Origin of the sequence: Pseudoalteromonas sp. SG45-1 (assembly GCF_014164135.1) — a bacterium.
In the GTDB taxonomy this organism is placed as follows: Bacteria; Pseudomonadota; Gammaproteobacteria; order Enterobacterales; family Alteromonadaceae; genus Pseudoalteromonas; species Pseudoalteromonas distincta.
Window position 1 is genome coordinate 1 of sequence record NZ_JACJEP010000001.1, and the last position, 26,173, is coordinate 26,173.

Annotated in this window: 21 protein-coding genes and 2 rRNA genes; 16 read left to right on the forward strand and 7 right to left on the reverse strand. The window is 39.6% G+C overall.

The window, feature by feature from the left end:
* Positions 1-2: 2 nt before the first annotated feature.
* From rrf (H5117_RS00005) to glsB, 3 genes are all read left to right on the forward strand, one after another.
* Positions 3-117 (forward strand): 5S ribosomal RNA (gene rrf, locus H5117_RS00005).
* Between the two features lie 62 nt (positions 118-179).
* Positions 180-294: ribosomal RNA gene (rrf, locus tag H5117_RS00010) — 5S ribosomal RNA — on the forward strand.
* Between the two features lie 741 nt (positions 295-1,035).
* Positions 1,036-1,959, forward strand: a complete 924-nt coding sequence (gene glsB / locus H5117_RS00015; RefSeq protein ID WP_002961081.1) for a glutaminase B — start codon at positions 1,036-1,038, stop codon at positions 1,957-1,959.
* 36 nt (positions 1,960-1,995) lie between these two features.
* Here the strand turns inward: glsB and H5117_RS00020 are convergent, their stop codons facing one another.
* Positions 1,996-3,300 (reverse strand): inosine/guanosine kinase, encoded by a 1,305-nt coding sequence (locus H5117_RS00020; RefSeq protein WP_033021433.1) that lies wholly within the window; start codon positions 3,298-3,300, stop codon positions 1,996-1,998.
* Between the two features lie 178 nt (positions 3,301-3,478).
* Between H5117_RS00020 and tadA the strand changes: the two genes are divergently transcribed.
* Positions 3,479-3,994, forward strand: coding sequence for a tRNA adenosine(34) deaminase TadA (gene tadA, locus H5117_RS00025; RefSeq protein ID WP_002961078.1), 516 nt, complete (start codon positions 3,479-3,481; stop codon positions 3,992-3,994).
* A 2-nt stretch (positions 3,995-3,996) separates the two neighbouring features.
* Here tadA and H5117_RS00030 read toward each other — a convergent pair whose 3' ends face one another.
* Positions 3,997-4,164 carry a hypothetical protein gene (locus H5117_RS00030; protein ID WP_002961076.1) on the reverse strand — a complete coding sequence of 56 codons (168 nt, stop codon included), beginning with the start codon at positions 4,162-4,164 and terminating at the stop codon, positions 3,997-3,999.
* A 164-nt stretch (positions 4,165-4,328) separates the two neighbouring features.
* Complete coding sequence (gene mltF, locus H5117_RS00035) at positions 4,329-5,837, reverse strand: membrane-bound lytic murein transglycosylase MltF (protein ID WP_182696573.1); 1,509 nt, start codon at positions 5,835-5,837, stop codon at positions 4,329-4,331.
* Positions 5,838-6,048: 211 nt separating this feature from the next.
* On the opposite strand from mltF, the gene purL reads away from it, so the two are divergent.
* The 4 genes from purL (at position 6,049) to H5117_RS00055 (ending at position 13,208) form a co-directional block, all read left to right on the forward strand.
* Positions 6,049-9,939, forward strand: a complete 3,891-nt coding sequence (gene purL / locus H5117_RS00040; protein ID WP_182735903.1) for a phosphoribosylformylglycinamidine synthase — start codon at positions 6,049-6,051, stop codon at positions 9,937-9,939.
* Between the two features lie 277 nt (positions 9,940-10,216).
* Entirely contained in the window at positions 10,217-12,667 is a 2,451-nt protein-coding gene (locus H5117_RS00045) for a YdbH domain-containing protein (protein WP_182735904.1), read from the forward strand.
* A 2-nt stretch (positions 12,668-12,669) separates the two neighbouring features.
* The gene (locus H5117_RS00050) at positions 12,670-12,867 is read left to right on the forward strand and encodes a YnbE family lipoprotein (protein ID WP_007378800.1); all 198 of its coding nucleotides are present in this window, start codon (positions 12,670-12,672) and stop codon (positions 12,865-12,867) included.
* An 11-nt stretch (positions 12,868-12,878) separates the two neighbouring features.
* A complete protein-coding gene (locus tag H5117_RS00055; protein ID WP_182735905.1) occupies positions 12,879-13,208 on the forward strand; it encodes a YdbL family protein in 330 nt (109 codons plus the stop codon).
* A 48-nt stretch (positions 13,209-13,256) separates the two neighbouring features.
* On the opposite strand, the gene H5117_RS00060 is transcribed toward H5117_RS00055, so the two are convergent.
* Both H5117_RS00060 and waaA read right to left on the reverse strand, forming a co-directional pair.
* The gene (locus tag H5117_RS00060) at positions 13,257-13,805 is read right to left on the reverse strand and encodes a DUF1415 domain-containing protein (protein WP_002961067.1); all 549 of its coding nucleotides are present in this window, start codon (positions 13,803-13,805) and stop codon (positions 13,257-13,259) included.
* Positions 13,802-15,085, reverse strand: coding sequence for a lipid IV(A) 3-deoxy-D-manno-octulosonic acid transferase (gene waaA / locus H5117_RS00065; RefSeq protein ID WP_182735906.1), 1,284 nt, complete (start codon positions 15,083-15,085; stop codon positions 13,802-13,804). The genes H5117_RS00060 and waaA overlap by 4 nt, the downstream gene beginning before the upstream one ends.
* A gap of 182 nt (positions 15,086-15,267) precedes the next feature.
* Here waaA and H5117_RS00070 point away from each other — a divergent pair, with 182 nt between their 5' ends.
* Together H5117_RS00070 and hldE are read left to right on the forward strand one after the other, a co-directional pair.
* Positions 15,268-15,858, forward strand: coding sequence for an SIS domain-containing protein (locus tag H5117_RS00070; protein ID WP_002961065.1), 591 nt, complete (start codon positions 15,268-15,270; stop codon positions 15,856-15,858).
* The gene (hldE, locus tag H5117_RS00075) at positions 15,858-17,297 is read left to right on the forward strand and encodes a bifunctional D-glycero-beta-D-manno-heptose-7-phosphate kinase/D-glycero-beta-D-manno-heptose 1-phosphate adenylyltransferase HldE (RefSeq protein ID WP_182735907.1); all 1,440 of its coding nucleotides are present in this window, start codon (positions 15,858-15,860) and stop codon (positions 17,295-17,297) included. Before H5117_RS00070 ends, hldE begins: the two co-directional genes overlap by 1 nt.
* Positions 17,298-17,395: 98 nt before the next feature.
* Here the strand turns inward: hldE and H5117_RS00080 are convergent, their stop codons facing one another.
* A complete protein-coding gene (locus tag H5117_RS00080; RefSeq protein ID WP_182736055.1) occupies positions 17,396-18,901 on the reverse strand; it encodes a capsule assembly Wzi family protein in 1,506 nt (501 codons plus the stop codon).
* 211 nt (positions 18,902-19,112) lie between these two features.
* Between H5117_RS00080 and H5117_RS00085 the strand changes: the two genes are divergently transcribed.
* Together H5117_RS00085 and H5117_RS00090 are read left to right on the forward strand one after the other, a co-directional pair.
* Positions 19,113-20,186 (forward strand): glycosyltransferase, encoded by a 1,074-nt coding sequence (locus H5117_RS00085; protein ID WP_182735908.1) that lies wholly within the window; start codon positions 19,113-19,115, stop codon positions 20,184-20,186.
* Positions 20,183-21,268 carry a glycosyltransferase gene (locus H5117_RS00090; protein WP_182735909.1) on the forward strand — a complete coding sequence of 362 codons (1,086 nt, stop codon included), beginning with the start codon at positions 20,183-20,185 and terminating at the stop codon, positions 21,266-21,268. The genes H5117_RS00085 and H5117_RS00090 overlap by 4 nt, the downstream gene beginning before the upstream one ends.
* Position 21,269: 1 nt before the next feature.
* Here the strand turns inward: H5117_RS00090 and H5117_RS00095 are convergent, their stop codons facing one another.
* Positions 21,270-21,998 (reverse strand): 3-deoxy-D-manno-octulosonic acid kinase, encoded by a 729-nt coding sequence (locus H5117_RS00095; RefSeq protein ID WP_182735910.1) that lies wholly within the window; start codon positions 21,996-21,998, stop codon positions 21,270-21,272.
* 122 nt (positions 21,999-22,120) lie between these two features.
* Between H5117_RS00095 and H5117_RS00100 the strand changes: the two genes are divergently transcribed.
* From H5117_RS00100 to tdh, 4 genes are all read left to right on the forward strand, one after another.
* A complete protein-coding gene (locus H5117_RS00100) occupies positions 22,121-23,179 on the forward strand; it encodes a glycosyltransferase family 9 protein (RefSeq protein WP_182682154.1) in 1,059 nt (352 codons plus the stop codon).
* A complete protein-coding gene (gene gmhB, locus H5117_RS00105) occupies positions 23,179-23,742 on the forward strand; it encodes a D-glycero-beta-D-manno-heptose 1,7-bisphosphate 7-phosphatase (protein ID WP_182735911.1) in 564 nt (187 codons plus the stop codon). Before H5117_RS00100 ends, gmhB begins: the two co-directional genes overlap by 1 nt.
* Before the next feature lie 159 nt (positions 23,743-23,901).
* Positions 23,902-25,095: a glycine C-acetyltransferase gene (locus H5117_RS00110; protein ID WP_002961055.1), complete on the forward strand. Its 1,194-nt coding sequence runs from the start codon at positions 23,902-23,904 to the stop codon at positions 25,093-25,095.
* Between the two features lie 50 nt (positions 25,096-25,145).
* Positions 25,146-26,171, forward strand: coding sequence for an L-threonine 3-dehydrogenase (gene tdh, locus H5117_RS00115; RefSeq protein ID WP_024595694.1), 1,026 nt, complete (start codon positions 25,146-25,148; stop codon positions 26,169-26,171).
* Positions 26,172-26,173 lie beyond the last annotated feature (2 nt).

A 26,173-nucleotide genomic window follows, 5' to 3' on the forward strand; every position in this document is an offset into this window, starting at 1 on the left:
TGCTTGGTGACAATAGCGTTTTGGACCCACCTGATTCCATGCCGAACTCAGTAGTGAAACGAAACAGCGCCGATGATAGTGTAGCATTTGCTATGTGAAAGTAGGACATTACCAGGCTTCAAATTCAGTCGAAGGACTTTAACCTTAATAATTAAAATAAGAAAATTGAAAAGAATTTTCTTGGTGACAATAGCGTTTTGGACCCACCTGATCCCATGCCGAACTCAGTAGTGAAACGAAACAGCGCCGATGATAGTGTAGCATTTGCTATGTGAAAGTAGGACATTACCAGGATTTAATTAAGAGAAACCCGTTATAGTAATGTGACGGGTTTTTTGCTTTTTGGAATTTTGTAAATAGTCCATGCCGAACTCAGTGGCGAAATAAAGTAGTTCTAAAGCGAGCCCCGCAGAAGGACGCCCCGACACAAAGATAGTGTAGCATTTGCTATGTGCCTCTCCACCGCTGTGGCACTACGACATTACCAATATTTAATTAAGAGAAACCCGTTACAGTAATGTGACGGGTTTTTTGCTTTCTGAAATTTTGTAAATAGTCCATGCCGAACTCAGTGGCGAAATAAAATAGTTCTAAGGCGACCCCCGCAGAAGGACGCCCCGACACAAAGATAGTGTAGCATTTGCTATGTGCCTCTCCACCGCTGTGGCACTACGACATTACCAATATTTAATTAAGAGAAACCCGTTACAGTAATGTGACGTTTTTTTTGCTTTTTGGAATTTTGTAAATAGTCCATGCCGAACTCAGTGGCGAAATAAAGTAGTTCTAAAGCGAGCCCCGCAGAAGGACGCCCCGACACAAAGATAGTGTAGCATTTGCTATGTGGCTCTCCACCGCTGTGGCACTACGATATTACCAAGATTTAATTAAGAGAAACCCGTTACAGTAATGTGACGTTTTTTGCTTTTTTAAATTAAGAAAAACATCCCCCATTAAATTCAACAACAAAACTAGTTGCGTTTATTCGCGCGTGCTAAAATCCAATTTTTATGAATGATGATATAGAGGTCTAGTTTGCCTACAGCTGATTACCAAAAGGTGCTTGATGAAATAGCACATGAAGTACGCCCTTTATTATCACAAGGAAAAGTAGCTGATTATATACCAGCCCTTGCAGAGGTCGATCCTGAGCAATTTTCTATCGCTATTTATACAACTGATGGTAAGACTGTATGTGCGGGGGATTGCTCTCAACGTTTTACCATTCAGTCTGTTTCAAAAGTTATGACACTTACTATGGCACTGCAACGTTATGGTGATGAACTTTGGCATCGAGTTGGAAAGGAGCCTTCAGGTACTGCCTTTAATTCGCTTACACAGCTTGAGTTTGAAAAAGGGATTCCTCGTAACCCTTTCATAAATGCAGGCGCAATTGTAACGTGTGATGCGTTATACAGCCGCTTATCTGCACCAATGCACTCTATGCTCGAGACCTTTAGGTTGTTAGCTGGTAATAGAGGGATCGTGATTGATAAAAAAGTCGCTAATTCTGAGTATGAATTTAGGCATCGTAATGCTGCTATGGCACATTTAATGAAGTCGTTTGGTAATTTTGAAAATGAAGTCGATGATGTTTTATGGTCTTACTTTAACTTTTGTTCTATTGAGCTCAACTGTATTGAATTAGCCAAAGCTTATAATTTTTTAGCAAATAAAGGTGTTGATAATCGATCGGGCGATCGTGTTTTAAGTAGCCGTCAAAATAAGCAGCTTAATTCGCTATTATTTACCAGTGGCTTATACGATGCTGCGGGGGATTTTGGTTACAGAGTAGGTATGCCAGGTAAATCGGGAGTGTCAGGGACTATTTTAGCCGTGTTACCAAATAAGTTTACGGTAGCTGTTTATTCTCCGGGACTTAATTCGTTTGGTAATTCGGTTGCAGGAATTGCAGCGTTGGAACTGCTATCTAAAAAGCTCGATATTTCTATTTTTTAGGAAGTTGATAGGGAGCAATGATTGCTCCCACCGTTATTATTGTTCCCAATAAACCTGTTCTAAGCAGTCTTCGCGTTCTGGTAAACCGCGAGATAAACGAGGAGAGTGCTGAACTAACACTTCATAACTAGCTCGGTTAGCATATTTACTAATTTGCGATAGTGACGAGTAAGTAATAGCTTGTTGCTGATGCTTAGCAGAGTTTGCCACATTAAGTTTATGATAAACATTTGCTGATAAGTCATGTAGCACAGCCGCTAAAGCACAATCGCCTGCACCATTGGTGTTTTTGATTGAATCAGGTCCACCCATAAATGGGGCTGTATGGCTATATGCTCTGATAGGCTCATCACACTCGGTTTTACGCATAGCACGTGAAAATTCGTATCGATTAAAATCAGGTATGGCGCCTGGTAATAACGGATATTCGGTTTCACGCTTTAAGCTTTCGTCTACGTAGCCGGCCATAAATAAGCCTTTTTCGCCAGCGGTGCAAATTACCAAATCTACCCAATCAAGTGCTTTATCGGCAGCTAGAAGAGGGTCTTCAAAACCTGTAATAGCTAACCCTTCTTCTTCGTTCATAGCAAGAATATCAACATGCTTTTCAACAAAGTTTGCCCACCAGGTCGGGTCTTGTTCAATTAAGAATTTAGTTCCGAGTGTAAGAACAACTGGCACACCTGCATCATTAGCGTATTTTACCGCTTGCATAGTCGCTTCAGTCATCGTTTCACTACCTTGCGTACGCATGAGGTAGGCACTGATCACTAATGCTGATGAATTTTCAATAAGGTTTTTATCGATAGATTCAGGACGTAAGTGATTCATTAGGCCCGCACTTATCGCAAAAGTACGCTCACCGGTTTCATCAATTAATGTAAAACAACGACCTATAGGCCCATCTACTGGTTGGAGATAGTTTAAATCTACACGGCTTGAGGTATTACATAAAAAGCGGTAAGCATAGCTACCTATTTTTATATTTTCGCTCATTACGCCTAATAAAACTGAGCGATCATCTGCAAGTACAGAGTAGTTGTGCATAGTGTTACCAATGGTCCCACCGGCAAACTCAAAATCAACCATATCGTTTAATTTTAAACGATCGTATAAGGCGTTCGTTATGTCGCTATCAATAACTTGTGACATACCTCTACGTAGTTGAAATTCGTCAAGGAAAGCTTGATCAACTTTTGCCTCTATATCAACAACGATCTGATCGATACCCGTAATATAACTACGTTGTAATCGCTCTGTTGCGTTAAGTTGATTAGTAAGTGGATCTTTGGCTTCCACTGGAAAATAATGTTTATGCCTGCGGCGTCCAGGAAATTTCATTTGCTACCCGTGTTGTGAGCTAAATAAAAAAAGCGTGAGATTATAGCGTAAATCCACACTAGTGAGCCATTACAAACAGGTAAATATCGTTTTATTTTTGCAATAAAGTAATGAATGACGCACTTTAGAGTGCTAACTAGGTATAATTACAGCATAAAAAGTTATTTAAGTAGAAAGAATGAACGAGCCATTTAATGATTCCTACTGGATGGAGCAAGCGCTTTTGTATGCAAAGCAAGCAGAGTTGCTTGATGAAATTCCGGTTGGAGCAATTGTAGTAAAAGATAACCAGCTAATTTCAGTGGGGTACAACCGCTCAATAACGGATAACGACCCATCAGCCCATGCGGAAATGATTGCAGTGCGAGAAGCTGGAAAAGTACTTAATAATTACCGCTTAATTGATTGCACACTATATGTAACGTTAGAGCCTTGCTCTATGTGTGCAGGACTGTTGGTGCATAGCAGAATAAAGCGTTTAGTATTTGGTGCCCTCGATGCTAAAACAGGGTCTGCAGGTTCAATTATGAACTTATTACAAGAGCCGAGGTTAAATCATCAAGTTGAGGTGTGCGGTGGTGTTTTGGCACAGCAATGCGGTGATACTATTTCGAATTTTTTTAAGCGTAGAAGAGCGCAAATTAAAGCAGCTAAGAAAGCTGCTCGTGATGAACAAATAAATAAACCTAGCTAGAGTTAACTAGCGATTGGCTCTATTTCTGTTTCAGCCATTTGCTGCATAGCAAACATTCGGCGGCGCCAGATGATTTTTTTGTGCAGTTTTCTTAGCATAACACGACGACGTGTGGCTGTTGAATAAATCACATTGCGTTTTAATTTTTGTGTGCGTCTACGTTTTAGCATGTTTTCTCCTAATGCAAGAGTGAGAAAGGCGCAGGGTATATCTTATAAAATAATAATATACAAGTAATACACATTAGTGATCATTTGATGACAAGTAAACAGATATTTAATTTACTTAAATTTTGCTTACTGGTTTGCTCAAAAAACTGATACCTATATAAATCTTAGTTATTGTTTTCACTTGGTAGTTCGGGCTCAATTATAGGCTGTTGTTTTTCTGTTTGCGCTTCATCTTTGTTACTTTTATCGTCACTTTCTTCATTTAAGTTTGGCTCGGTATCAGTGCTCTGCTCTGTGATTGGTTCTGGCTCAGACTCTACAGCAATAGCATTATTCTCATCTAGCCAAACAAGTGCATCGTAATAGCGACGAATATTATCAACATATTTAACCGCTACATCGCCACGCGCATAACCATAGCGAGTTTTACGGTAATAGCGCTTTTTAATTAACAGCGGTAAGCGTTTTTTTACATCAGCCCATTTATCAGGGCTTGCGCCTTGCTGCTCGGTAATTATACGCGCGTCGTTAACGTGCCCCCAACCTACATTGTAAGCCGCTAGTGCAAGCCATGTTCTATCAGGTTGAGGAATTCTATCAGGAATACGCTTAATCAGTTTACTTAAATACTTACCACCACCGCGAATATTTTGCTCTGGCTCTAAGCGGTTGGTAACACCTACTTGCTTTGCTGTACTGCGGGTTAGCATCATAATACCGCGAACGCCTGTTGGCGATTTAGCGCGAGGATTCCACATAGATTCTTGATAGCTAAGTGCCGCTAATAAACGCCAATCAAGGCTACCAGCATATTGTTCAAACCATGGTTGGTATGTTGGTAAGGTTTCTTTGATAGCTTCGATATAAGCAAGGGTATTTACATAGTTAAATTGGCGCACGTGGCCAAAGTATTTTTCTTCAAGTACGTAGAGCTGATTACTCTGTTTTATATCGCCAAAAAATGGCACTAATAAGGAGTATAAAGAATCATCTTTTGATTTATTAAGTATCCATGCAATCGGGTCGTTATGACTAACAGAAAAACCGATACTTAAATTTGGATGATAACGTCGAAACAGCGATAGGGTATGTGTATCAGCGAGTGTGTAATCTATTTCGCCATCAATAACTGCTTGAAGTAGTTCTTCTTCATCAAACTCTTCGCTTTCTATCCAAGTAAGATCTGGATTGTTTTTTTTCATTTTTTGCAGAGTAAGCGAATGACTACTTTTAGCGATAACAGTAAAGTTGCCATCTAAGTCGGCAAACTCTCGAGGGCGAACACGTCCTTGCTTATAAACTAACTTTTGGCTGATTGTTCTGTAAGTTGGTCCATAACGGTATTGCTCTGCACGGGTTTTATTATAGGTAAGTCCTGAGGCAATTAAATCTAAATCGCCGCTTTCCAGGCGTTCAAACATATCGGATAAGTTAAAAAATGGCACTATTTCAAGCTCTACACCTAGATATTCAGCAAATGCTTGAGATAGCTCATATTCAAAGCCTTGTTCACCTTGAACGGCTTGATAATAATTACTAGCACTTGCAAGTGTACCCACACGTATTTTGTTTTGTTCTTTTATTTGGGCGAGTTGAGTTGGCTGCTCTTGCATATCACATGCACATAACAGCATAACTAAAGTAATGATTATTATTAGTTTTTCTTTGAACATTGAGTGCCCCTTAAGCTCGCCAGCCACCGTTATAGCAAAACTAAGCCATCGCGTCACTTTACCTTTTATTTTATTAACCAAAAGAGGCTATAAATAAAGCTAAAAAGTTAATTTTATGAAAAGCGTAATTTTGAGTTAAATCTGAATGCTAATTGGACTATAATGCGTGCCTAAAATATCGTTCAATCCCTAACCCCGGATGAAATTACCTATGTTGATCCTTCGTGGTGCACCAGCACTTTCAGAGTTCAGAGTTAATAAAATTTTAGCGCGTTGCCAACAATCGCAACTTCCAGTCACTAACGTATACGCCGAGTATACTCACTTTGCCGATTTAACATCGCCGTTGAGTAGCTCTGAGCAAACCAAGCTTGAAAAACTATTAACTTACGGTCCAACTATTGCTGAGCATACCCCAGCTGGCAAACTTGTACTTGTTACACCTCGCCCAGGTACCATTTCACCTTGGGCATCTAAAGCTACCGACATCGCCCACAACTGTGGTTTAAAGCAGGTTCACCGTGTTGAACGCGGTATTGCTTATTATGTTGAAGGTGATTTAAACGCAGAACAACTTGCACAAGTAACTGCGTTATTGCACGACCGCATGACTGAAGCCACACACAATGAACTTGAAGATGCGGCTCAGCTGTTTCGCAGTGATGCCCCACGCCAAATGTCGTCTGTCGATATTTTAGGTGGTGGACGCGAAGCACTAGCAACAGCCAATGTTGAGCAAGGCTTTGCGCTTGCTGATGACGAAATAGACTACTTAGTAGAAAATTTTACAAAGTTAGGACGTAACCCTAACGACATCGAATTGTTTATGTTTGCACAAGCGAACTCAGAGCATTGTCGCCATAAAATATTTAATGCTGACTGGACAATTGATGGTAAAGAGCAGCCAAAATCGCTGTTTAAAATGATTAAAAATACGTTTGAGCTAAATCCTGAAAATGTATTGTCGGCGTATAAAGATAACGCGGCAGTAATGAAAGGCTCAAAAGCGGGTCGCTTCTTCCCAAATGCGCAAGGTGAATATGCGTATCATCAAGAAGACATTGAAATACTAATGAAAGTTGAAACTCATAACCACCCAACAGCTATTGCGCCATTCTCAGGTGCTGCTACAGGTTCTGGTGGTGAGATTCGCGATGAAGGCGCAACTGGTCGTGGCTCTAAGCCAAAAGCAGGGTTAGTTGGCTTTACTGTATCAAATTTACGTATTCCAGGTTATGAGCAACCGTGGGAAAGCGATTTTGGTAAGCCGGGTCGTATTGTAAACGCACTTGATATAATGACAGAAGGTCCACTAGGTGGCGCTGCATTTAATAATGAGTTTGGTCGTCCTAACTTATTAGGCTACTTCCGTACTTACGAAGAAAAAGTAACAAGCCATAATGGTGAAGAAGTACGTGGTTACCATAAACCAATTATGCTTGCCGGTGGTTTAGGTAATATTCGCTCTGATCATGTTCAAAAAGGTGATATTCCTGTAGGCGCTAAATTAATTGCGCTAGGCGGGCCTGCAATGAACATTGGTTTAGGCGGTGGTGCTGCATCAAGTATGGCCTCAGGTCAGTCAAACGAAGATTTAGACTTTGCTTCAGTACAGCGCGAAAACCCAGAAATGGAACGTCGTTGCCAAGAAGTTATCGATAAATGTTGGCAGCTAGGCGATGAAAACCCAATCGCGTTTATCCATGATGTAGGTGCCGGCGGTTTATCTAATGCGTTTCCTGAGCTTGTTAATGATGGCGGACGTGGTGGTAAGTTCCAATTACGTAGCATCCCTAACGATGAGCCAGGCATGGCACCACACGAAATTTGGTGTAATGAATCACAAGAGCGTTATGTACTCGCTGTTGGCGTAGAGGACTTTGACCGCTTTGAAGCAATTTGTAAGCGCGAACGTGCCCAGTACGCTGTTATTGGTGAAGCAACAGCTGAACCTCACTTAACTGTGTCAGACAGCCACTTTGAAAATAACCCTGTTGATTTGCCGCTGGACGTATTATTAGGTAAAGCACCTAAAATGCACCGCGATGTAACGTCAAAGCAAGTTGTTGGCAAAGCGCTTGATATCACATCAATAAATGCAGCAGATGCAGCGCAGCGATTAATGCGTTTACCAACCATTGCAGAAAAAACATTCTTAATAACAATCGGCGATCGCTCAGTTACGGGTTTAGTAGCGCGCGACCAAATGGTTGGTCCTTGGCAAGTACCTGTTGCTAACTGTGCTGTAACTGCGGCAACGTATGATACTTACCACGGTGAAGCTATGTCACTCGGTGAGCGTACTCCGGCTGCATTACTTAATTACGGTGCATCTGCTCGTTTAGCTGTGGCAGAGTCGTTAACTAATATTGCTTGTGCAAATATTGGTAGCCTTGAAAACATTAAGTTATCGGCAAACTGGATGGCAGCAGCGGGTCACCCAGGTGAAGATGCTGGTTTATATGAAGCTGTTAAAGCCGTAGGCGAAGAGCTTTGTCCTGCGCTTGGTTTAACGATTCCTGTAGGTAAAGATTCTATGTCGATGAAAACGACATGGAAAGATGAAGGTGACTCACAAGAGAAATCAGTAACGTCGCCGCTTTCATTGGTTATAACTGCATTTGGTCGTGTTGACGACGTACGTAAAACAGTAACTCCACAACTGCGCACAGATAAAGGCGATACATCGCTTATATTAGTTGATTTAGGTGCGGGTAAAAACCGCATGGGCGCATCAAGCCTTGCACAAGTTTATAAGCAATTAGGTGATGTAACCCCTGATGTTGATAGCCCTGAGTTATTAAAAGGCTTCTATAACGCAATGCAAGCACTTGTGGCTGATAGTAAGTTACTTGCTTATCATGACCGCTCAGATGGTGGTTTATTTACCACAGTAGCTGAAATGGCGTTTACGGGTCATACCGGTGTAACTGTTGATTTAGCAGCTTTAACAGGTTCAGACATTGAAGCGCTTTATAACGAAGAGCTAGGTGCGGTAATTCAAGTTGCAAATGCTGATTTAGATGCAGTAAATGCGGTGTTTGAACAACATGGTATAGCTGCAATTAGCCACAGCATTGGCACGCTTAACAGTGACGATACGATTATATTTAACCGTGGCGAAAATACGGTACTTAATCATACGCGTACTGAGCTTCGTACTATTTGGGCTGAAACAACGTATCAAATGCAAGCACGCCGTGATAACCCTGAGTGTGCTAAGCAAGAGTTTGATGCTAAATTTGATGCAAAAGATCCAGGCTTAAACGTAAAACTTAACTTTGATTTAAACGAAGATATAGCAGCGCCATACATTGCAACCGGTGCTAAACCGCAAATGGCTATTTTACGTGAGCAGGGTGTTAACTCTCATTTAGAAATGGCGGCAGCATTTAATCGCGCAGGTTTTTCAGCCGTTGATGTACACATGAGCGACATTTTAGAAGGTCGTTTAACACTAGAGCAATTTAAAGGTTTAGTGGCCTGTGGTGGTTTCTCATACGGTGACGTACTTGGTGCGGGTGAAGGTTGGGCTAAGTCTATTTTGTTTAACGATATGGCACGCGATCAGTTCCAAAACTTCTTCCACCGTGAAGATACTTTCAGCTTAGGTGTATGTAACGGTTGCCAAATGTTATCAACGTTAAAAGAGTTGATCCCTGGTACTGAACATTGGCCGCGCTTTGTAACTAATAAATCAGAGCGTTTTGAAGCACGCTTTAGTTTAGTAGAAATACAAGAGAATCCGTCTGTGTTCTTTAACGGAATGGCTGGCTCGCGTATGCCTATAGCGGTTTCTCATGGTGAAGGTCATGCTGAGTTTGCAAACGATGCAGCCACTAAAGCGGCGCTTGATAGCGGCACTGTAGCGGTTAAATTTGTAGATAACTACGGTAACCCTACAACGCAGTACCCAGCTAACCCTAATGGTTCTCCAGAAGGTATTACCGGTATTACGTCAACTGATGGTCGTGCCACTGTAATGATGCCGCATCCAGAACGTGTATTCAGAAGCGTTGCCAACTCTTGGCACCCAGATGAGTGGCTCGAGGATAGCCCGTGGATGCGTATGTTCCGTAACGCACGTAAAAACGTAGGTTAATTATATTTACGTTTATACAAGTTAGATTCATAATCTTACTGTAAAATAAAAAAGGCTGCATTGTGCAGCCTTTTTTGATTATACCAATCTGCTTATATATGGGGTCTATTTAACGTTAAGAAAATTACGCTAGAACTAGGCAAAAGTTTTTATATCTACTTGTTCTAAATAAAAAACTTTTAACGACGTTATAGTGCAATTTAATTCGTTAAATTGATCAAAGATTTATGCAGGTTGGTATTAGTATAGCTAAAAGCACAAAGCATTTAAGGATAGTATGTTTAAGCGAATTGGTTTAATTGTTGGCGTTTTATTGCTAAGTACCTTACTGCTTGGTTATGTATTTCGCTTGCCTTTATTACAGTGGGTTATAGCGCCTGAGCTCGAAAAAGCGGGTGTCACATTAAACTGCCTTGATTTTTCAATCACGTCTAGCTTAAATATTCATGCTGACAGAGTGTGTTTAAATTATCAAAATCAACAGTTACAACTGACGGATATTACTGCAAATACAAAGCGTGTAGATATTGAAAATGCAGTGCTAACTGTTAATCCACTCCCTAAAAGTGATAATGCTAATCAGCTTGCTAAAAATCTCGATTTAGCACTTCCCTTAAATCGCCCATTAATCAATATTAAACAGCTTGTAGTAAAAAGTGATGAGCTCAATAAGCCACTTAAAATAAGCATATTAGAACCCGAACTAAATAAATTTAATGTCTCAGGTGATATAAACGCAAGTGCAATTTTGACTGCTAATAAAGTAAGGGGTCAGTTTGAAATTAATGACACTTTTTTAAAGCACGTTATAAGCACTAAAAATACATTAATAGCAGATTTTAACTTTAATACTCAGCAAGCATTTAGCTTTGATGGTATAGAACTTGAGTTAAATGGCGATATTAGCTCCCAGTTTGCTCACACGTATGAGCAGTGCAAAGTTAACGTATTAACCACTGGTAAATTGGCGACGCGTTTTAATTTAAATAGCCAAGCGTTAATGTTTAATACCGATTTGCTTAATAACAAAATTAATTTAACACCAAGCTGTACTGAGTTAATTCCACCAAGTGAATATGCAGGCTTTATTAGCAAACAAGTTCCTTTAAATTGGCAACTTAAACTCCCTCAATCAATTAGCTTAGAGGCTAGTGGGTTGAGGGTGCCTGCAATTAATTTGGTAAGCGTGGGCGATAAGCAATTTGATATTTTAATAACAGATACAACACTAAATATTACATCTCCATTTAAAGACTTACAGTCAACTTTATCAGCTCAAATAAATACACCCGATATAAATAATATTAACGTTAATGCTCAGTTATCTGGCACTGCAATTAAAGGCGATTACGCCGTTATGCTTGAAAATTTACCTGAGTTTGTACCCGCAACAGCGGATGGGCTTAGCCTTAGTGGTCACTTTAATATAAGTGAGTTTATAGACTCAAAACCAATTGGGCTTATAAATGCTAAATTAACGCTTAATAGTGTAGATGCGTTTAATATAAGTGCAGTGCAATACCAAGGTGATTTAATAGCAAAAATGGATAAACAGTTAAACGCAGAGGTAGCGTTAACTCAGCAATTAAAAAGCGCAGAATATAAAGAATTTAAAGTCACAGATATAAGTAACACATTAACAGCAAATGCTAATTTAGGCGTAGGTGAGTTATTTGCTGATCTAACAGCAAAAACGAATATAAAGGCTGTTAATAGCCCCGACATAAAACTTAATAATATAAAAGTAGAGTCTACGGGCTTGCAAAGCCGTGCACTAAAAGCCACGCATCACGCATTTATAAACGATGTTGAGTTAGTGATAAATCATCATATGTCGTCGCAAGCTCATCCATTTGAAGTAGTTATTCCTGAACAAAGTGCGCTGTCGTTAAATGCGTTTATTAGTCAATTTGAGCCACTTGCACAGTTAACAGAGGGCGAATTTAATGGCTATATTAGTGGCGATATAAACTTACAAAATGCACTGTTCAATATAGGGATTAGTCATACAAGTGCATTGTATAACGATTACCTTGCGAGTGATTTAAGCAGTACATTTAGCGGGGAATATAATTCAGGTAAGCTTAATGTAAAACCAACTACCTTTAATTTAAATGAATTTAGAGCCGGTGCCGTAGTTAAAACTATTAAAGGTCAATGGCAAGTTAATAACAATACCGCGCTTATAAATGATGTAAAAGGAAGTGTGTTTGGTGGCGAGTTTTCATTAGATAGCTGCACAGTAGGGAAGCCAAACCAAGTTGCTAATGTTAAGTTTGAAAATATTGATGCAAGCAAACTTGTTACACTCGACGATAAGTCGGGCATTGTATTAACGGGACGCTTGGCGGGGGCTTTACCGGTTCACTTTGATAGTGGAAAAATTGAGATAATTGACGGAAGCTTATTTAGCCAAGGAACAGGTAATTTAAAAATTACCAATAATGCCGCTTTTGATTCAGTAATGCAGCAACAGCAAGAGTTACAACCTGTGTTAGGGTTATTAACTAATTTAGATATTCAAAAACTTAATAGCAGTGTGGCACTAAAAAATGATGGTTGGTTAAAACTAGGGGTTAATTTGCAAGGCTATAATAAAGCAGAGCAGCAGCAGGTTAACTTTAATTATAACCACGAAGAAAACGTATTTACACTTTTGCGTGCACTGCGTTTAAGTGACGAAATTACACAAAAAGTTGAGCAACAATACTCACAAAAAGGAAACTAATAATGAGACAGTCGTTATTGATAAAAGTACTGCTCGCACTGAGTGCTATTAGTGCACTCAGTGCTTGCACGCATCGTGTTGAGGTGTCTGCTAAAGAGCCCATTACTATTAATTTAAATGTGAAGGTCGATCACGAAATTCGCGTAAAAGTAGATAAAGAACTCGACAATTTATTTAGTGACGACAGTGAGTTATTTTAAGGAGCTAGAACATGAATACGAAGAAAAAATTAAATATTATTACGTTAGTTAGTGCAGTATGTATGTCTTTCTCTGCTTGGGCTATTAGCCTTGATGACGCTAAAAACCAAGGTTTTGTAGGTGAAGATAGCTCTGGTTATTTAGGACTTGTTGTACAAAACGCAGAGGCAAAAGCCGTTGTTGATGACATAAATACAAAGCGTAAAGCGCAGTACTTAAAGCTCGCTAAAAAGAATAACTTGTCGCTTTCACAAGTAGAAGCACTTGCTGCTGCTAAAACAATTGAAAAAACCCAAAGTGGTCATTACGTTGAAGTAAATGGTAACTGGGTTAAAAAATAAGCGTTTGTTATTGTCTTGTTCTGCACAAACCAAAATAAAACCGAGCATTTAAGCGCTCGGTTTTTTACAGCCTTCAAGTAACTGCTGCCAAAAATCAATCCCCTTACGCCTTGCTAGATTTATATTATGCTCAGGAATAGATTCAGGCTCGTTATAACTATCAAGTGCTTCGCTCATACTTGCTTCGCGGATTAAATGCAATGTAGGAAAGGGCGCTCTATTTGTGTAGTTTGCGGCATCGGTTTCATCACTGTCAGCAAATACGTAATCAGGATGAAAATTAGCGATTTGATACTTACCTTCAAAGCCTTGCGCGACTAAAAGTGCATTAGCTAAATCGACCAAGTCTAAAAAGTCTTCAAAGTCACTAAAGCCATTGTCAAACATGATTAGGGTTGTTTCGCGCTCTGGTTCACGGTCAAGCTCAACACATTGCTCAAGCATATCCATTACAGCATCATCCATGCTCGTTGCAGAGCTTACTATGTAATGAATACAGTTGTTTTCTACTTCTTTTCGAGCAAATGGGCAAAAGTTATATTTAACAATAACAGATGACACCCATTCACGGGTTTGGCTTATAGCTATGTTGGTCACGGTTTTGGCTCTAAATATTGATTAATAATGTTAAGTGTTTTTTGTATAGCACCTTGGTTTTTAGTTACGCATTGCGCAGCTTTAATACCTAAGGTTTGGCACGCTTTTGTGTTTTGGCTAAACGTTATAAGCTGCTTAGCTAGTTCGTCGTTACTATCAACCACTACAGCACCTTTGAGCTTTGTTAGCTCGGGATAAACATGGTCAAAATTGTATGTGTGTGGACCTGTTATTACACCTACCGAAAACGCTGCTGATTCCAGTGGGTTATGCCCACCTCTACGTATTAAGCTGCCGCCAATAAAGCTGATATTTGCAGCGCCATATAAACACTGTAATTCACCAAGCGTATCAGCAAGGAGTATTTGCTCATTATTATAGTTATTTTGGCTACGATGGCTAAAGCTAAGTGGGCTTTGCGTTAAAAGCTCTGCCACTTTGTCAAATTGCTCTGGATGGCGCGGGGCAATTATAAGTAATGCGTTCGGTTGCTTTTTTAGTAATTCTTGATGGGCTAAAAGTACCAGCTCATGCTCAACAGGATGTGTTGAGCCTGCCACCCATACAAAGCGTTCATTACTACTATAAAGCTGTTTAAGGTTGAGTACTTTAGCTAGTTGCTCTTCACTTGGTGTTATATCAAATTTTATTGAGCCTGTTACATGGCTTTTTGAAGCTTCAAGACCAAGTTCAATAAAGCGTGTAGCATCTGTTTTATTGTGACTCGCAAGTACCGTAATTGAGCGCATAATAATATGCGTTAATTTAGCGACCTTTTGATAGCCCTGCAGTGACTTTTCAGAGAGTCTTGCATTGATGACAAGCACTGGTATGTTTTTTTTGTGGCTTATCGCCATTAAATTTGGCCATAGCTCGGTTTCTAAAATACATAATGCTTGTGGCTTTATACGCTTTAAAAATCGAGCCGTCGTAAACGGGAAATCGATTGGTAAATAGCTACACGCTACAGTATTTTTAAACTGGCTAAGTATTTGCTCTCTGCCTGTTGGAGTATTACAGGTTATAAGTATATTTAAATTTGGATGCACTTTTTGCAAAGCTTTAATAAGTGGCGTTGCGGCAAGTACCTCGCCAACAGAAGCACAATGAAAAACTAAAGGTTTAGTTTTAACCGTAAATAAAGACTTACTGACAAACCCAAAGCGCTCTTTAAAGTGTGCACGATAGCCTTGGTTTTTTTTACCTCGTAAAATATAGAGATAAAATACAATCAGTGGGCTAATAATAATTAATGCGAATGAGTAAAAAATGCGTGCCATACTGATCTTTCTTAAAGGGAAGTGGCGTTAGTTTACCGTGAAATAGCCGTTTTCTAAACAGACTCGTTATAAAATATGGTCTGGGTTCAGTTATAACCCGATAAAATACACACAATTAAATAAAATTATGGAATAATGAATTTAATTTTTCCTGCCATTTCAGTTCCAAGAGGAATTTTTTCATGTCAATTATCGATTCAGTGGCAACTAGCTACGTTGAAACATTAAACCGTCATCAGGCATTATTTGAAACGATGGAGGCTTATCATCAAGAATCTATGCAATTGTTAGAAGCATGCCATAGTGCATTACAAGCTGGTGGCAAGATTGTTTGGTTTGGTAACGGTGGTAGTGCAGCAGATGCACAGCATTTAGCTGCAGAATTTGTAGTGCGTTATAAATTAGAACGAGGTCCGCTTGCCTCAATGGCATTGACCACCGACACCTCAATTTTAACAGCGCACAGCAACGATTATCACTTTGATACGGTGTTTGAACGCCAAGTTCAAGCGCTATGCAAGCCAGAAGATTTAGTTATTGGTTTAACCACATCAGGTACTAGTAACAATATTAATTTAGCATTAGAGGCTGCAAATAAACTAGGCGCTTTTACTGTTGCATTAACTGGACGTGATGGCGGTAAAGTAAAAGACATTGCTAAGTTACCTATTATTATAAAAAATGACGAAACAGCACGTATTCAAGAAGCTCACATGTTTATAGGTCACTGGTTATGTGAAGCCATGGATATGGTTGTTGCGGAGCAGCAGTAATGGATTTATCGTTATTAAAAAACTTATCAGCGGCACGAATATTAGTTGTTGGCGATGTAATGCTAGACCGCTATTGGTATGGTGATACAGGTCGAATTTCGCCAGAAGCGCCAGTACCGGTTGTTAAAGTAAGTAAATTTGAAGACAAAGCCGGTGGCGCAGCTAACGTTGCAAAAAATATAGCGCGTTTAGATGCAAAAGTTGGCTTATTGGGTTTAATTGGTGAGGACGAAAGCGGGCAGATTTTAGAGACCATCCTAAAAGGTGAAAAAATAAGCTCACAATTAGTGAGTGTATGTGATTTACCGACTATTTCAAAAATGCGTGTTATTAGCCGCCACCAACAATTGGTTCGACTTGATTTAGAAGAAACGTTTACTGAGCAACACAGCCAGCTTTTATTAAACCGCTTAGAGTTGGTACTTGATGAATACGACTTTATTGTATTCTCTGATTACAGCAAAGGATCTTTGAGTTTAATTAAAGAAATGGTAAGCCTTGCTAAGAGCGCCGGAAAAACGGTTTTAATCGACCCTAAATCGCCAGATTTACATTTATATGAAGGTGCTGATTACATTACACCTAACTTACATGAGTTTAAGTTAGCGGGTGGTCAAACCGATTCAGAAGAGGCTTTAGCAGCAAGCGCGCGTGATTTAATAAGCAAAAATGGCATTAAAGCTATGTTACTTACGCGTTCTGAGCAAGGTATGTCGCTTATTAGTGCAGATGAAAAATTTGATTTTGCAGCGCAAGAGCTTGAAGTAAGCGATGTAACCGGGGCCGGTGATACGGTTATAGCTACATTAGCTGTTATGCTTGGCGCGGGCATGGAACCTAAAGATGCTGTCGAAATTGCTAATTTAGCCGCAGGTATCGTTGTGAGTAAGTTTGGGGCTGCAACTGTCTCGCCAGAAGAGCTGAGCCGCAAGCTTGGTCAGTATTTACATACTACGGGTGAGCATTACCAAACACCATTTGATGATGTACTTCAGCATATTGAATTTGCAAAACAAAACGGCGAAACCATTGTATTCACTAATGGCTGTTTTGATATTTTGCATGCTGGGCATGTACGTTATTTAGCGCAAGCTAAAGCACGAGGCGATAGACTCGTTGTTGGATTAAATAATGATGAATCTATTACGCGTTTAAAAGGGGCAGAACGCCCTATTAACCCGCTAGATGAGCGTGCGATGGTACTTAGCGCACTTTCATCAGTTGATTGGGTTATTCCGTTTGGAAGTTTAGATGAAAACGATACTCCCGCTAAATTAATTGAGCAAATAAGTCCTGATATTTTAGTTAAAGGTGGCGACTACACTGTAGATCAAATAGCGGGTGCTGAGCATGTACTTCGCCATGGCGGAAAAGTTGAAGTGCTTGAATTTTTAGATGGGTGCTCAACATCAAAAGTAATTAGTAAAATTAAACAGTAATTACTGATTTAGTTTGCTAAAAAATACAAAAAAGGGATGAAAACACTGTTTTCATCCCTTTTTTACTTTTAATACGTTACTTTATTAAAAGTAACGTATTAAAAGTTATATTCGTACTTAGCAAATGCAGAAGTATCGTTTTCAGCGCCGTCATTGTTAGATGCAAAAGCACCTAAAGTGACTCGCCCTCCCATAGAAAGCATTCTGTAACGAAGTTCTAATTGCTTACTGTTGTAGGCTGTTTTAGTTATAGTATTACCTAAGTCAGGATTATTTGGATATAGATCGCGATTATCATTGTTGTAATCAACACTGCGTAACTTTACCTGCCAATCATTACCATTTGATAGTTGTCCTAACAATGTGAGAACAACTGATTGTGCATCATTATCGTAAGTTGAGCCTATAGTACGGCCATAGTAACGGTAGCCAGATTTGTAGGTACCGTGTTCGTAATAACAGTTTTCTGAAGTTGATTCTGCATCGCAAGACACTCCTGTATCAATATATTCAATATTCACTAATATATTTTGATCATACAGTCGCTGGGTTGTTTGTACACCAAATAAGTAAGCTCTATCGGCAGGCTTAAACTGTGAACTGGCATCTTCGCCAATCGTACTGGCATATACAGCGTAAGGTTGGTTAAAAAGTGTATCTGACCAACGAACGTCAATACCAGCTAATTGATTACCTATTTTTGACTCTAATTGGCTATCACAACTCTCGCTTCCATCAATACAGCTTGTTTGTCCAGTAACTACATCAATAAAGTCACCTGCTGAGCCAGGTTGTCCGTCACCGGCCCATTGTGCAGACCAGCTAAGTGCAATTTCTAACTGTTGAATAGGGCGAAAATTAACACGAGTACTCCACAGTAAAGCATCAGGTATAACACGCGTAGACTCAAGTTTAGCCATTTGTGCGGTAAAACCCCATTGACCAATCCAGCTTAACCATGGTGTTTCAAAAGCAGTACTTTTTTCTCTGGTTACACTTAGTGCAGGTAAAGGTTTCGCATTACCAGACATAATTAAGCTGTTATCAACACCAGGTCCCCAAAATTGCTCAACAGCACCGGCTCTAAAAATCCAGTTACCTAAACGGTAAGCTAAGTAACTATCGTCAAGTGAGGTATCGTTACAATCGGTTAAAGCTTGCTCATCGGTAACTATATCGTCAGTCGTTTTTCCATCAACTAAACATTTTTTACCGTCTTTTCTGTAATTTATAGCTACTTTAGCTGCAAAGTTATCGCCTAAATAAGCGTAAGCTGCTGAAAGCTCTGTTTCTTGTGTATTTGTTGCACCAAAGCTTGTTGCTATGATCGGATCTGTGGCTGCAAAAGCTGATAATTGAAGACTATGCGAGCTGCTATTTTCTGATTTATATCGATGCTTAACGCGAAGTAAAGCATCTTGCAAGCTTGGAGATAATTGCTCAAGCGGCATGCTTTGCACATCACTTATAAAACTTTTCCACATAAGCGGATAGGTAGTTACAGGAGCTAAAATAACACCGGCATCAGCTAATTGTTGAATATCAGCTCTAAGACCGTAATCATCGGGTTTTACCCATGGTTCAGCATTAACTGACACGCTCATAGCGCAAAAAAGAGTAGAAAGTAGAAAAATTCTGTTTCGCAAAGTTCAGATCCTTGTGATTTAGATTGCGGCTAAGTTTATCAACCTAAGCTTGTTATTGCAGTAAATAATCAAATTTATAGAGCTAATTTAATATATTAAAATGTAACCTAGCTATCGTAATAAGTATCTGATTGGTATACTGGAGTTCAAATAGGAAATTGAGAATGTAATGAGCAACAAACGACTTTTATTTATTCCCGTATCATCACCAGAAGGCATTGGTGAATATATGCGCTCGTTGTTGGTGGCTCAAAGTTTAAAGGCAGAACTTACTGATTCTCTCGATATTCACTTCATACTAAACAAGCATACAAGCTACGCAAAAAAGTGTCCTTTTGAAGCCACATTGCTTGAACACTCAGCGACTAAAGAGCTTGATTCTGTTTGCGACTTTATAGAGCAATTTAAACCTGACGTCGTTGTTTTTGATTGTGCAGGACGTGCAGGGCATATGAAAGCGGCTAAAAAAGTAGGCGCTAAAGTTATATTTATTTCTCAGCATGCAAAAAAACGCGCTAAGGGATTGAAGCTAAACAGGATTAATTTAATTGATACACATTGGGTTGTACAGCCTGATTATTGTATTGAGCCACTTACATGGGCTGAAAGTGCGAAGTTAGACATGTTTCCCTTGGCACCCCCTCGTAATGTAGGCCCTTTTGTTCCATTTGCTTCTTGTGAGCAAAAACGTGATGTTTTAAATCGCTATAACTTAGTATCTGATGGCTATTTTATTGTTAATGCGGGTTCTGGCGGGCATATATTAAATAATCTTAATTGTGCTGAGGTTTACTTTAAAGCCGCGCTTAAAATTACTAAGCATACTGGGTTAAAAGCAGTTGTTGTGTTTGGTGCAAATTATAATAAAGCAATTCCTAAAAGTGATGAGGTTACTTGTTTATCAAGCCTGCAAGGAACCGAATTTTTGGCATTAATGAGCCAAGCTAAAGTCGCATTACTTAGTGGTGGAGATACTTTATTGCAAGCAATTGCAGTTCAAACCCCTGTTGTGGCATGTGCTATCTCAAAAGATCAAAATACACGTTTGGATCATTGCGTTAATGCAGGTGTTGTAATAAAAGCAAATCTTGATATTGATGAAATTACAACGAAAATAGCTCAAGTTATTACCGAGCCTTTTTATAGTGAATTTATTGGTAAATATAAGCAACTCGATAGCACACATAGCTTCGACGTGATCACTACTGGCATAAAAAATATGCTTGTAGGAGATCGCTTATGAATATAGTGATTGTAATTGATTCACTAGTAGGTGGTGGTGCTGAAAAAGTAATGCTTACTTTGGCTGAAAAAATGGCGAAACTACAGCACAATGTCACTATATTATCTCTTGCGAGCAACGCTGAGTATGACATTCCTGATATAGTTAAAGTTGATAGCCTTTTTCCTGATAGAGCATCTAAAGTAGATAGATTCTGGCAGCGAAAAAATAGTATTTTGCGATTAGAAGCGTGGTTTGAAAAAAAACAAAGCGAGATTGGCAATATTGACCTAGTGCTTTCTAACCTTGATAGAAGTAATAACTTGCTCGCGCTTAGTAATATCAAAAATGTTCACTTTGTTATTCATAACTCCGTCAATGCAGAACTTGCCCGTCAAAAAAAGTTAGGTCCATTTTCATATTTATACCTTAAAAAAAGTAAGCAAAACTTAAATGGTAAATCACTTATTTGCGTATCAAAGGGTGTTGAAAAAGAAATAACACAAGGGGATTTAATTAACCCAAGTGCAATCGCGACTATTTATAACCCGTTCGATTTTGAAAAAATAAACCAACAAGCAAATGAGAAAAATAACGACATCCCAATTGAGCCTTACTTAATTCATGTAGGAAGGCTCGCCAAACAAAAACGCCACGATATATTATTTGCAGCATTTGCAAAGCTTGATAAAAAATACAAGTTAGTCCTTTTATGTAATAAACCTGCAAAAGTGTTAAAGCTTGCACAGCAATATGGCATAGATAAACAGTTAGTAGTGCCTGGATTTCAACAAAACCCGTACAACTGGATTCAGCATGCCAAAGCTTTAGTTTTGAGCTCTGATTTTGAAGGGCTGCCAACGGTATTAATTGAGGCTTTAGCGGTGGGTACTCCGGTAGTTAGCACTAATTGTACATTTGGACCAAGCGAGATATTAACAGGCGAGCTGAGTAAATATTTAGTACCCGTTCAACAAAGTGAGGCATTAGCCAATGCCGTTAAGCAGGTGCTAGCAGATAAGCCAAATATAGAAAACGCAGATATTCTAAAACAAGTACAGGCAGAGCAGGTTGCTCTGCAGTATTTAGCATTGGCTAACTAAGTTAACTTATATTAGCGAGTGTTTTGAGGTAGTTGCTGTGCAGAGTTTGCCAGTCATTCACTTGCCAATTAAATACATCATTTCGACCTTGCTCTTTTAAAAATGAGCGCTCAAGGCGTGCCATATTACTTTGTTGCCACTGTGGGTTCGGCGCTCTTATTTCACCTCTATCAAAGTCGATAATATACACATCACCAGTATCATTAAACAATATGTTATTAATGTTTAAATCGGCGTGATACACACCTTTTGAATGAAATAGCGCGATTGTTTTAGCAATGCGCTCCAACTCATCTTCAGTCAATGAGCGTTCAATTAATATATCGAGTACACTTTTAGCGCCTTTAACAGCCTCGGTAATGATATCACCACGGTAAATTAATCCGCTGTGGGTTACTTTAGCTGCAACAGGGGTTGGTACGTTTAAACCAAGCTCTATAAGCTTACTCATTAAGCTAAACTCTTTAAATACGCGGGTTTGTTCAAGTCCTGGGTATAAATATTGATCGCTTAGCAATTTACCCACTAAGCCACCGCGCCAATAATGCCTAAGTACGGCTGTTAATTCGTCTTGCTTAAAAAACCACGCAGTTGCTCGACCTTTTTTAGCGCCCACAATTTTATTTTGTTGTTGCCAATAATTTGCATCAAACCAATCGAGGGTAATTTGGCTTGTGTATTTAGGGTGGCTTAATAGCGTGTGATTGCCTTGCACGTGTTGTTTAAACATAGCTCTGTGTAATTGCTAAATAATGAGTCTATATTAGCGCGTTTTAAAGCGCAGGATAAGTGCTTGCAATAGCGTGATTATAATTTAAGATCGGCTTTTGTATTTAATACCTAAGGGAATGTGTGACTCAAGCTCCTAATTATTCATCTATTTGTATATTAAGACTCTCAGCCATTGGTGACGTATGTCATGCTGTGAGTGCAGTACAAGCTATTCAAAAGGCACACCCGAATGCAAAAATCACCTGGGTAATTGGCAAAATAGAAGCCATGTTACTTGCTGACTTACCGGGTGTTGAGCTGGTGGTATTTGATAAAAAGCAAGGCAAAGCAGCGCTTAAAAGCTTAAAGCAACGCTTCAATAACCAAAAATTTGATGTGCTTCTTAATATGCAAGTTGCATTAAGGGCTGGGTTTGTAGCGCGTTGTATTCCTGCAAAAGTAAAAGTAGGGTTCGATTGGGCACGTTCAAAAGAATTGCACAGCTTATTTATTAATAAACGAATAGACCCACAAGCCCAGGCGCATGTGCTTGAAGGCTTTAAAGGTTTTGCAAAAGCCATTGGTGTTTCTGATTATAAACCGAGTTGGGACATGCCATACACCGAGCAAGACCAAGCGGTTGCAGATGAGTTATTAACATCAGAATACCTAACTAATAAACTATTAGTAATATCGCCCGCAGCTAGTAAAGCGCAGCGTAATTGGCTCGCTGATCGTTATGCCACATTGGCTGATTATGCAAGCGAGCAAGGCTTTAAGGTGGTATTGACGGGTGGCCCAACAGAGCTTGAAATTAACCTAGCAAATAGCGTTATTGAGCACAGCAACACGCCTATTTTAAATTTAGTAGGTAAAACAAAACTCAAAGAGTTGTTGTGCGTTTTAAAGCGTGGCAGCTTAGTGCTTGCGCCCGATACGGGTCCTGCGCATATGGCAGTAACAGTTGGTACGCCGGTTATTGGTTTATATGCACATTCAAATCCAGCACGCACAGGTCCTTATTTATATCAAGACTACGTGGTAGAGGTTTATCATCAAAACTTGTTTAAGCAAACAGGTAAAACGGCTGAGCAAGTCTCGTGGGGGACACGCGTAAAAGGCGATGATTTAATGAGCCAAATTACAGTTGATGATGTAAAAGCGATGTTTGACCATGTTGTACAAAAAGAGTCTTTGTAATGAATGCACAACAAAAAAATAAAGCGCTTTTTTTAGACCGAGATGGCGTGGTAAATGTTGATCATGGTTATGTGTATCAAAGCGATAAATTTGAATTTATTGACGGTGTTTTTAGTACTTGTAAAACATTTTATGATGCAGGCTATAAAATCATAATCGTCACTAATCAATCTGGAATTGGTCGAGGTTATTACACCGAAGCTGATTTTTTAGCACTGACCGAGTGGATGAAAGACCAGTTTAGTGCCCAAAGCATTGCAGTTACCGATGTGTATTTTTGCCCGCATCACCCTAAAAAAGCGGGCCCTGAATATTTGAAAGAGTGCAGTTGCAGAAAGCCTGCGCCAGGTATGTTATTACAAGGCATACAAGAGCATAATATCGACCCTGCTTGCAGTATTATGGTGGGCGATAAACTCAGTGATATGCAGGCTGCGAAAAAAGCAGGGATCACTACCCGTGTTTTAGTGCGTTCAGGGCAAAGCTTTGACGAAAGCGCTAAGCAAGAAGCTGATTTAATTATCGATTCTATAAGTAGTTTACCTGCACTTTTAAACACATAAATAAACAGCCTGTAAACTGGCAGGAATTCCTTCCAACTTAGGGGGTTTGCGACGAACTGCAAACCGTGCATTTTACCCATTAAACTTTTACAATACCCCGCATAATAAACAGCCGTGAAAGTGCGGTTGTTTACCCGTTCAAATAGATGGAGAACCTAGATGAGAGCATCTGCTTTTTTTAGCCAGTTACAACAGCAAATTGAAGACGTAAAAACCGAAGGTTTGTATAAAAACGAACGTATTATTAAGTCCCAGCAGCAAGCTCAAATCGAAGTTGCATCAGGTAAAGTAATCAACTTTTGTGCTAATAACTACTTAGGTTTAGCTAATAGCCCAGAGTTAATTGAAGCGGCGCAAAATGGTTTAAATAATCATGGTTTTGGTGTGGCTTCAGTACGTTTTATTTGTGGCACGCAAGATATCCATAAAACACTAGAGCAAAAAATCAGTGCGTTTTTAGAAACAGAAGATACTATTTTATATTCTTCATGTTTTGACGCAAATACAGGTTTGTTCGAAACTATTTTAGGCGCAGAAGACGCTATTATTTCTGATTCATTAAATCATGCATCAATTATTGACGGTGTACGTTTATGTAAAGCTAAACGTTTTCGTTATGCAAATAACGACATGGCTGATCTTGAGAAGCAACTTATTGCAGCAGACGAAGCCGGTGCTAAAACTAAACTAATTGCTACCGATGGCGTGTTTTCTATGGACGGCGTTATTTGTAATTTAGAAGCTGTGTGCGACTTAGCCGATAAATATGATGCGCTTGTAATGGTAGATGACTCTCACGCAGTTGGCTTTGTTGGCGAAAACGGTAAGGGTACACCTGAGTACTGTAATGTATTAGACCGTGTAGATATTATCACCGGTACATTAGGTAAAGCGCTGGGCGGTGCTTCAGGTGGTTATACATCAGGTAAAAAAGAAATTGTTGAATGGTTACGTCAGCGTTCACGCCCATACTTGTTCTCAAACTCATTAGCGCCTTCAATTGTTACTGCATCAATTAAAGTACTTGAAATGCTTGAAAATGGCGGCGAGCTTCGCGCTAAACTTTGGTCAAATGCTAAATATTTCCGTGAGCAAATGGAAGCTGCTGGTTTTACGTGTGCAGGTAAAGATCATGCAATTATCCCCGTAATGCTAGGAGATGCCAAAGTAGCCTCGTTAATGGCTGATAAATTACTTGCTGAAGGCATTTACGTAACCGGTTTTTCATTCCCTGTAGTACCAAAAGGGCAAGCGCGTATTCGTACACAAATTTCAGCGGCACATAGTATTGAGCAACTCGATACAGCTATCGATGCATTTACCCGTATTGGTAAAGAAATGGGCGTTATTTAATTTTATTTTAAACCGAAGCCTCGCTTCGGTTTTTTAATTGAGTGTGGATTATGAAAGCATTATCAAAATTAAAAGCAGAACCGGGCATTTGGATGACAGATGCACCAAAGCCAGAAGTAGGTCATAACGACTTACTGATTAAGATTCGCAAAACAGCTATTTGTGGTACCGACGTACATATTTACAAGTGGGACGAATGGGCAAGTAAAACCATTCCAACGCCTATGGTTGTTGGCCATGAATATGTTGGTGAAGTCGTTGATATGGGCCAAGAAGTTCGTGGCTTTCAGGTTGGCGACCGCGTATCTGGTGAAGGGCATATTACGTGTGGGCATTGTCGAAATTGTCGTGCAGGGCGTGTACATTTATGCCGTAATACAACGGGTGTAGGTGTAAACCGTGAAGGTGCATTTGCCGAATATTTAGTTATTCCTGCATTTAACGCATTTAAAATTCCAGATAATATTTCTGACGAACTCGCTTCTATTTTCGACCCATTTGGTAACGCAGTTCATACCGCACTATCGTTTGACTTAGTTGGCGAAGATGTACTTATCACTGGTGCAGGCCCAATTGGTATTATGGCAGCAGCTGTTGCAAAACATGTTGGTGCTCGCCACGTTGTAATTACCGACGTAAACGAATACCGCCTAGATTTAGCACGTAAAATGGGAGCTTCACGCGCTGTAAACGTTGCCAATGAAAAGCTTGAAGATGTAATGAAAGAGCTAGGTATGACAGAGGGTTTTGATATTGGCCTTGAAATGTCAGGTGTGCCAAGCGCGTTTAATTCAATGCTTAATAATATGAACCACGGCGGTAAAATTGCCATGCTGGGTATTCCACCATCTGATATGGCAGTTGACTGGAACCAAGTTATTTTTAAAGGTTTAGTGATTAAAGGTATTTACGGTCGCGAAATGTTCGAAACGTGGTACAAAATGGCAAGTTTGATTCAATCTGGCCTAGATTTAAACCCAATCATTACACATCAATATTCTGTGGATGACTTCCAAGCTGGCTTTGATATGATGATTTCAGGTCAGTCAGGTAAAGTAATTTTAAACTGGGATTAGTT

Bases quoted from the DNA above. Each gene is read 5' to 3' on its own strand.
- H5117_RS00020 (WP_033021433.1), bottom strand. From the start codon at position 3,300: ATGAAATTTCCTGGACGCCGCAGGCATAAACATTATTTTCCAGTGGAA.
- tadA (WP_002961078.1), top strand. From the start codon at position 3,479: ATGAACGAGCCATTTAATGATTCCTACTGGATGGAGCAAGCGCTTTTG.
- H5117_RS00030 (WP_002961076.1), bottom strand. From the start codon at position 4,164: ATGCTAAAACGTAGACGCACACAAAAATTAAAACGCAATGTGATTTAT.
- mltF (WP_182696573.1), bottom strand. From the start codon at position 5,837: ATGTTCAAAGAAAAACTAATAATAATCATTACTTTAGTTATGCTGTTA.
- purL (WP_182735903.1), top strand. From the start codon at position 6,049: ATGTTGATCCTTCGTGGTGCACCAGCACTTTCAGAGTTCAGAGTTAAT.
- H5117_RS00045 (WP_182735904.1), top strand. From the start codon at position 10,217: ATGTTTAAGCGAATTGGTTTAATTGTTGGCGTTTTATTGCTAAGTACC.
- H5117_RS00050 (WP_007378800.1), top strand. From the start codon at position 12,670: ATGAGACAGTCGTTATTGATAAAAGTACTGCTCGCACTGAGTGCTATT.
- H5117_RS00055 (WP_182735905.1), top strand. From the start codon at position 12,879: ATGAATACGAAGAAAAAATTAAATATTATTACGTTAGTTAGTGCAGTA.
- waaA (WP_182735906.1), bottom strand. From the start codon at position 15,085: ATGGCACGCATTTTTTACTCATTCGCATTAATTATTATTAGCCCACTG.
- H5117_RS00070 (WP_002961065.1), top strand. From the start codon at position 15,268: ATGTCAATTATCGATTCAGTGGCAACTAGCTACGTTGAAACATTAAAC.
- hldE (WP_182735907.1), top strand. From the start codon at position 15,858: ATGGATTTATCGTTATTAAAAAACTTATCAGCGGCACGAATATTAGTT.
- H5117_RS00080 (WP_182736055.1), bottom strand. From the start codon at position 18,901: ATGAGCGTGTCAGTTAATGCTGAACCATGGGTAAAACCCGATGATTAC.
- H5117_RS00085 (WP_182735908.1), top strand. From the start codon at position 19,113: ATGAGCAACAAACGACTTTTATTTATTCCCGTATCATCACCAGAAGGC.
- H5117_RS00090 (WP_182735909.1), top strand. From the start codon at position 20,183: ATGAATATAGTGATTGTAATTGATTCACTAGTAGGTGGTGGTGCTGAA.
- H5117_RS00095 (WP_182735910.1), bottom strand. From the start codon at position 21,998: ATGTTTAAACAACACGTGCAAGGCAATCACACGCTATTAAGCCACCCT.
- gmhB (WP_182735911.1), top strand. From the start codon at position 23,179: ATGAATGCACAACAAAAAAATAAAGCGCTTTTTTTAGACCGAGATGGC.
- H5117_RS00110 (WP_002961055.1), top strand. From the start codon at position 23,902: ATGAGAGCATCTGCTTTTTTTAGCCAGTTACAACAGCAAATTGAAGAC.
- tdh (WP_024595694.1), top strand. From the start codon at position 25,146: ATGAAAGCATTATCAAAATTAAAAGCAGAACCGGGCATTTGGATGACA.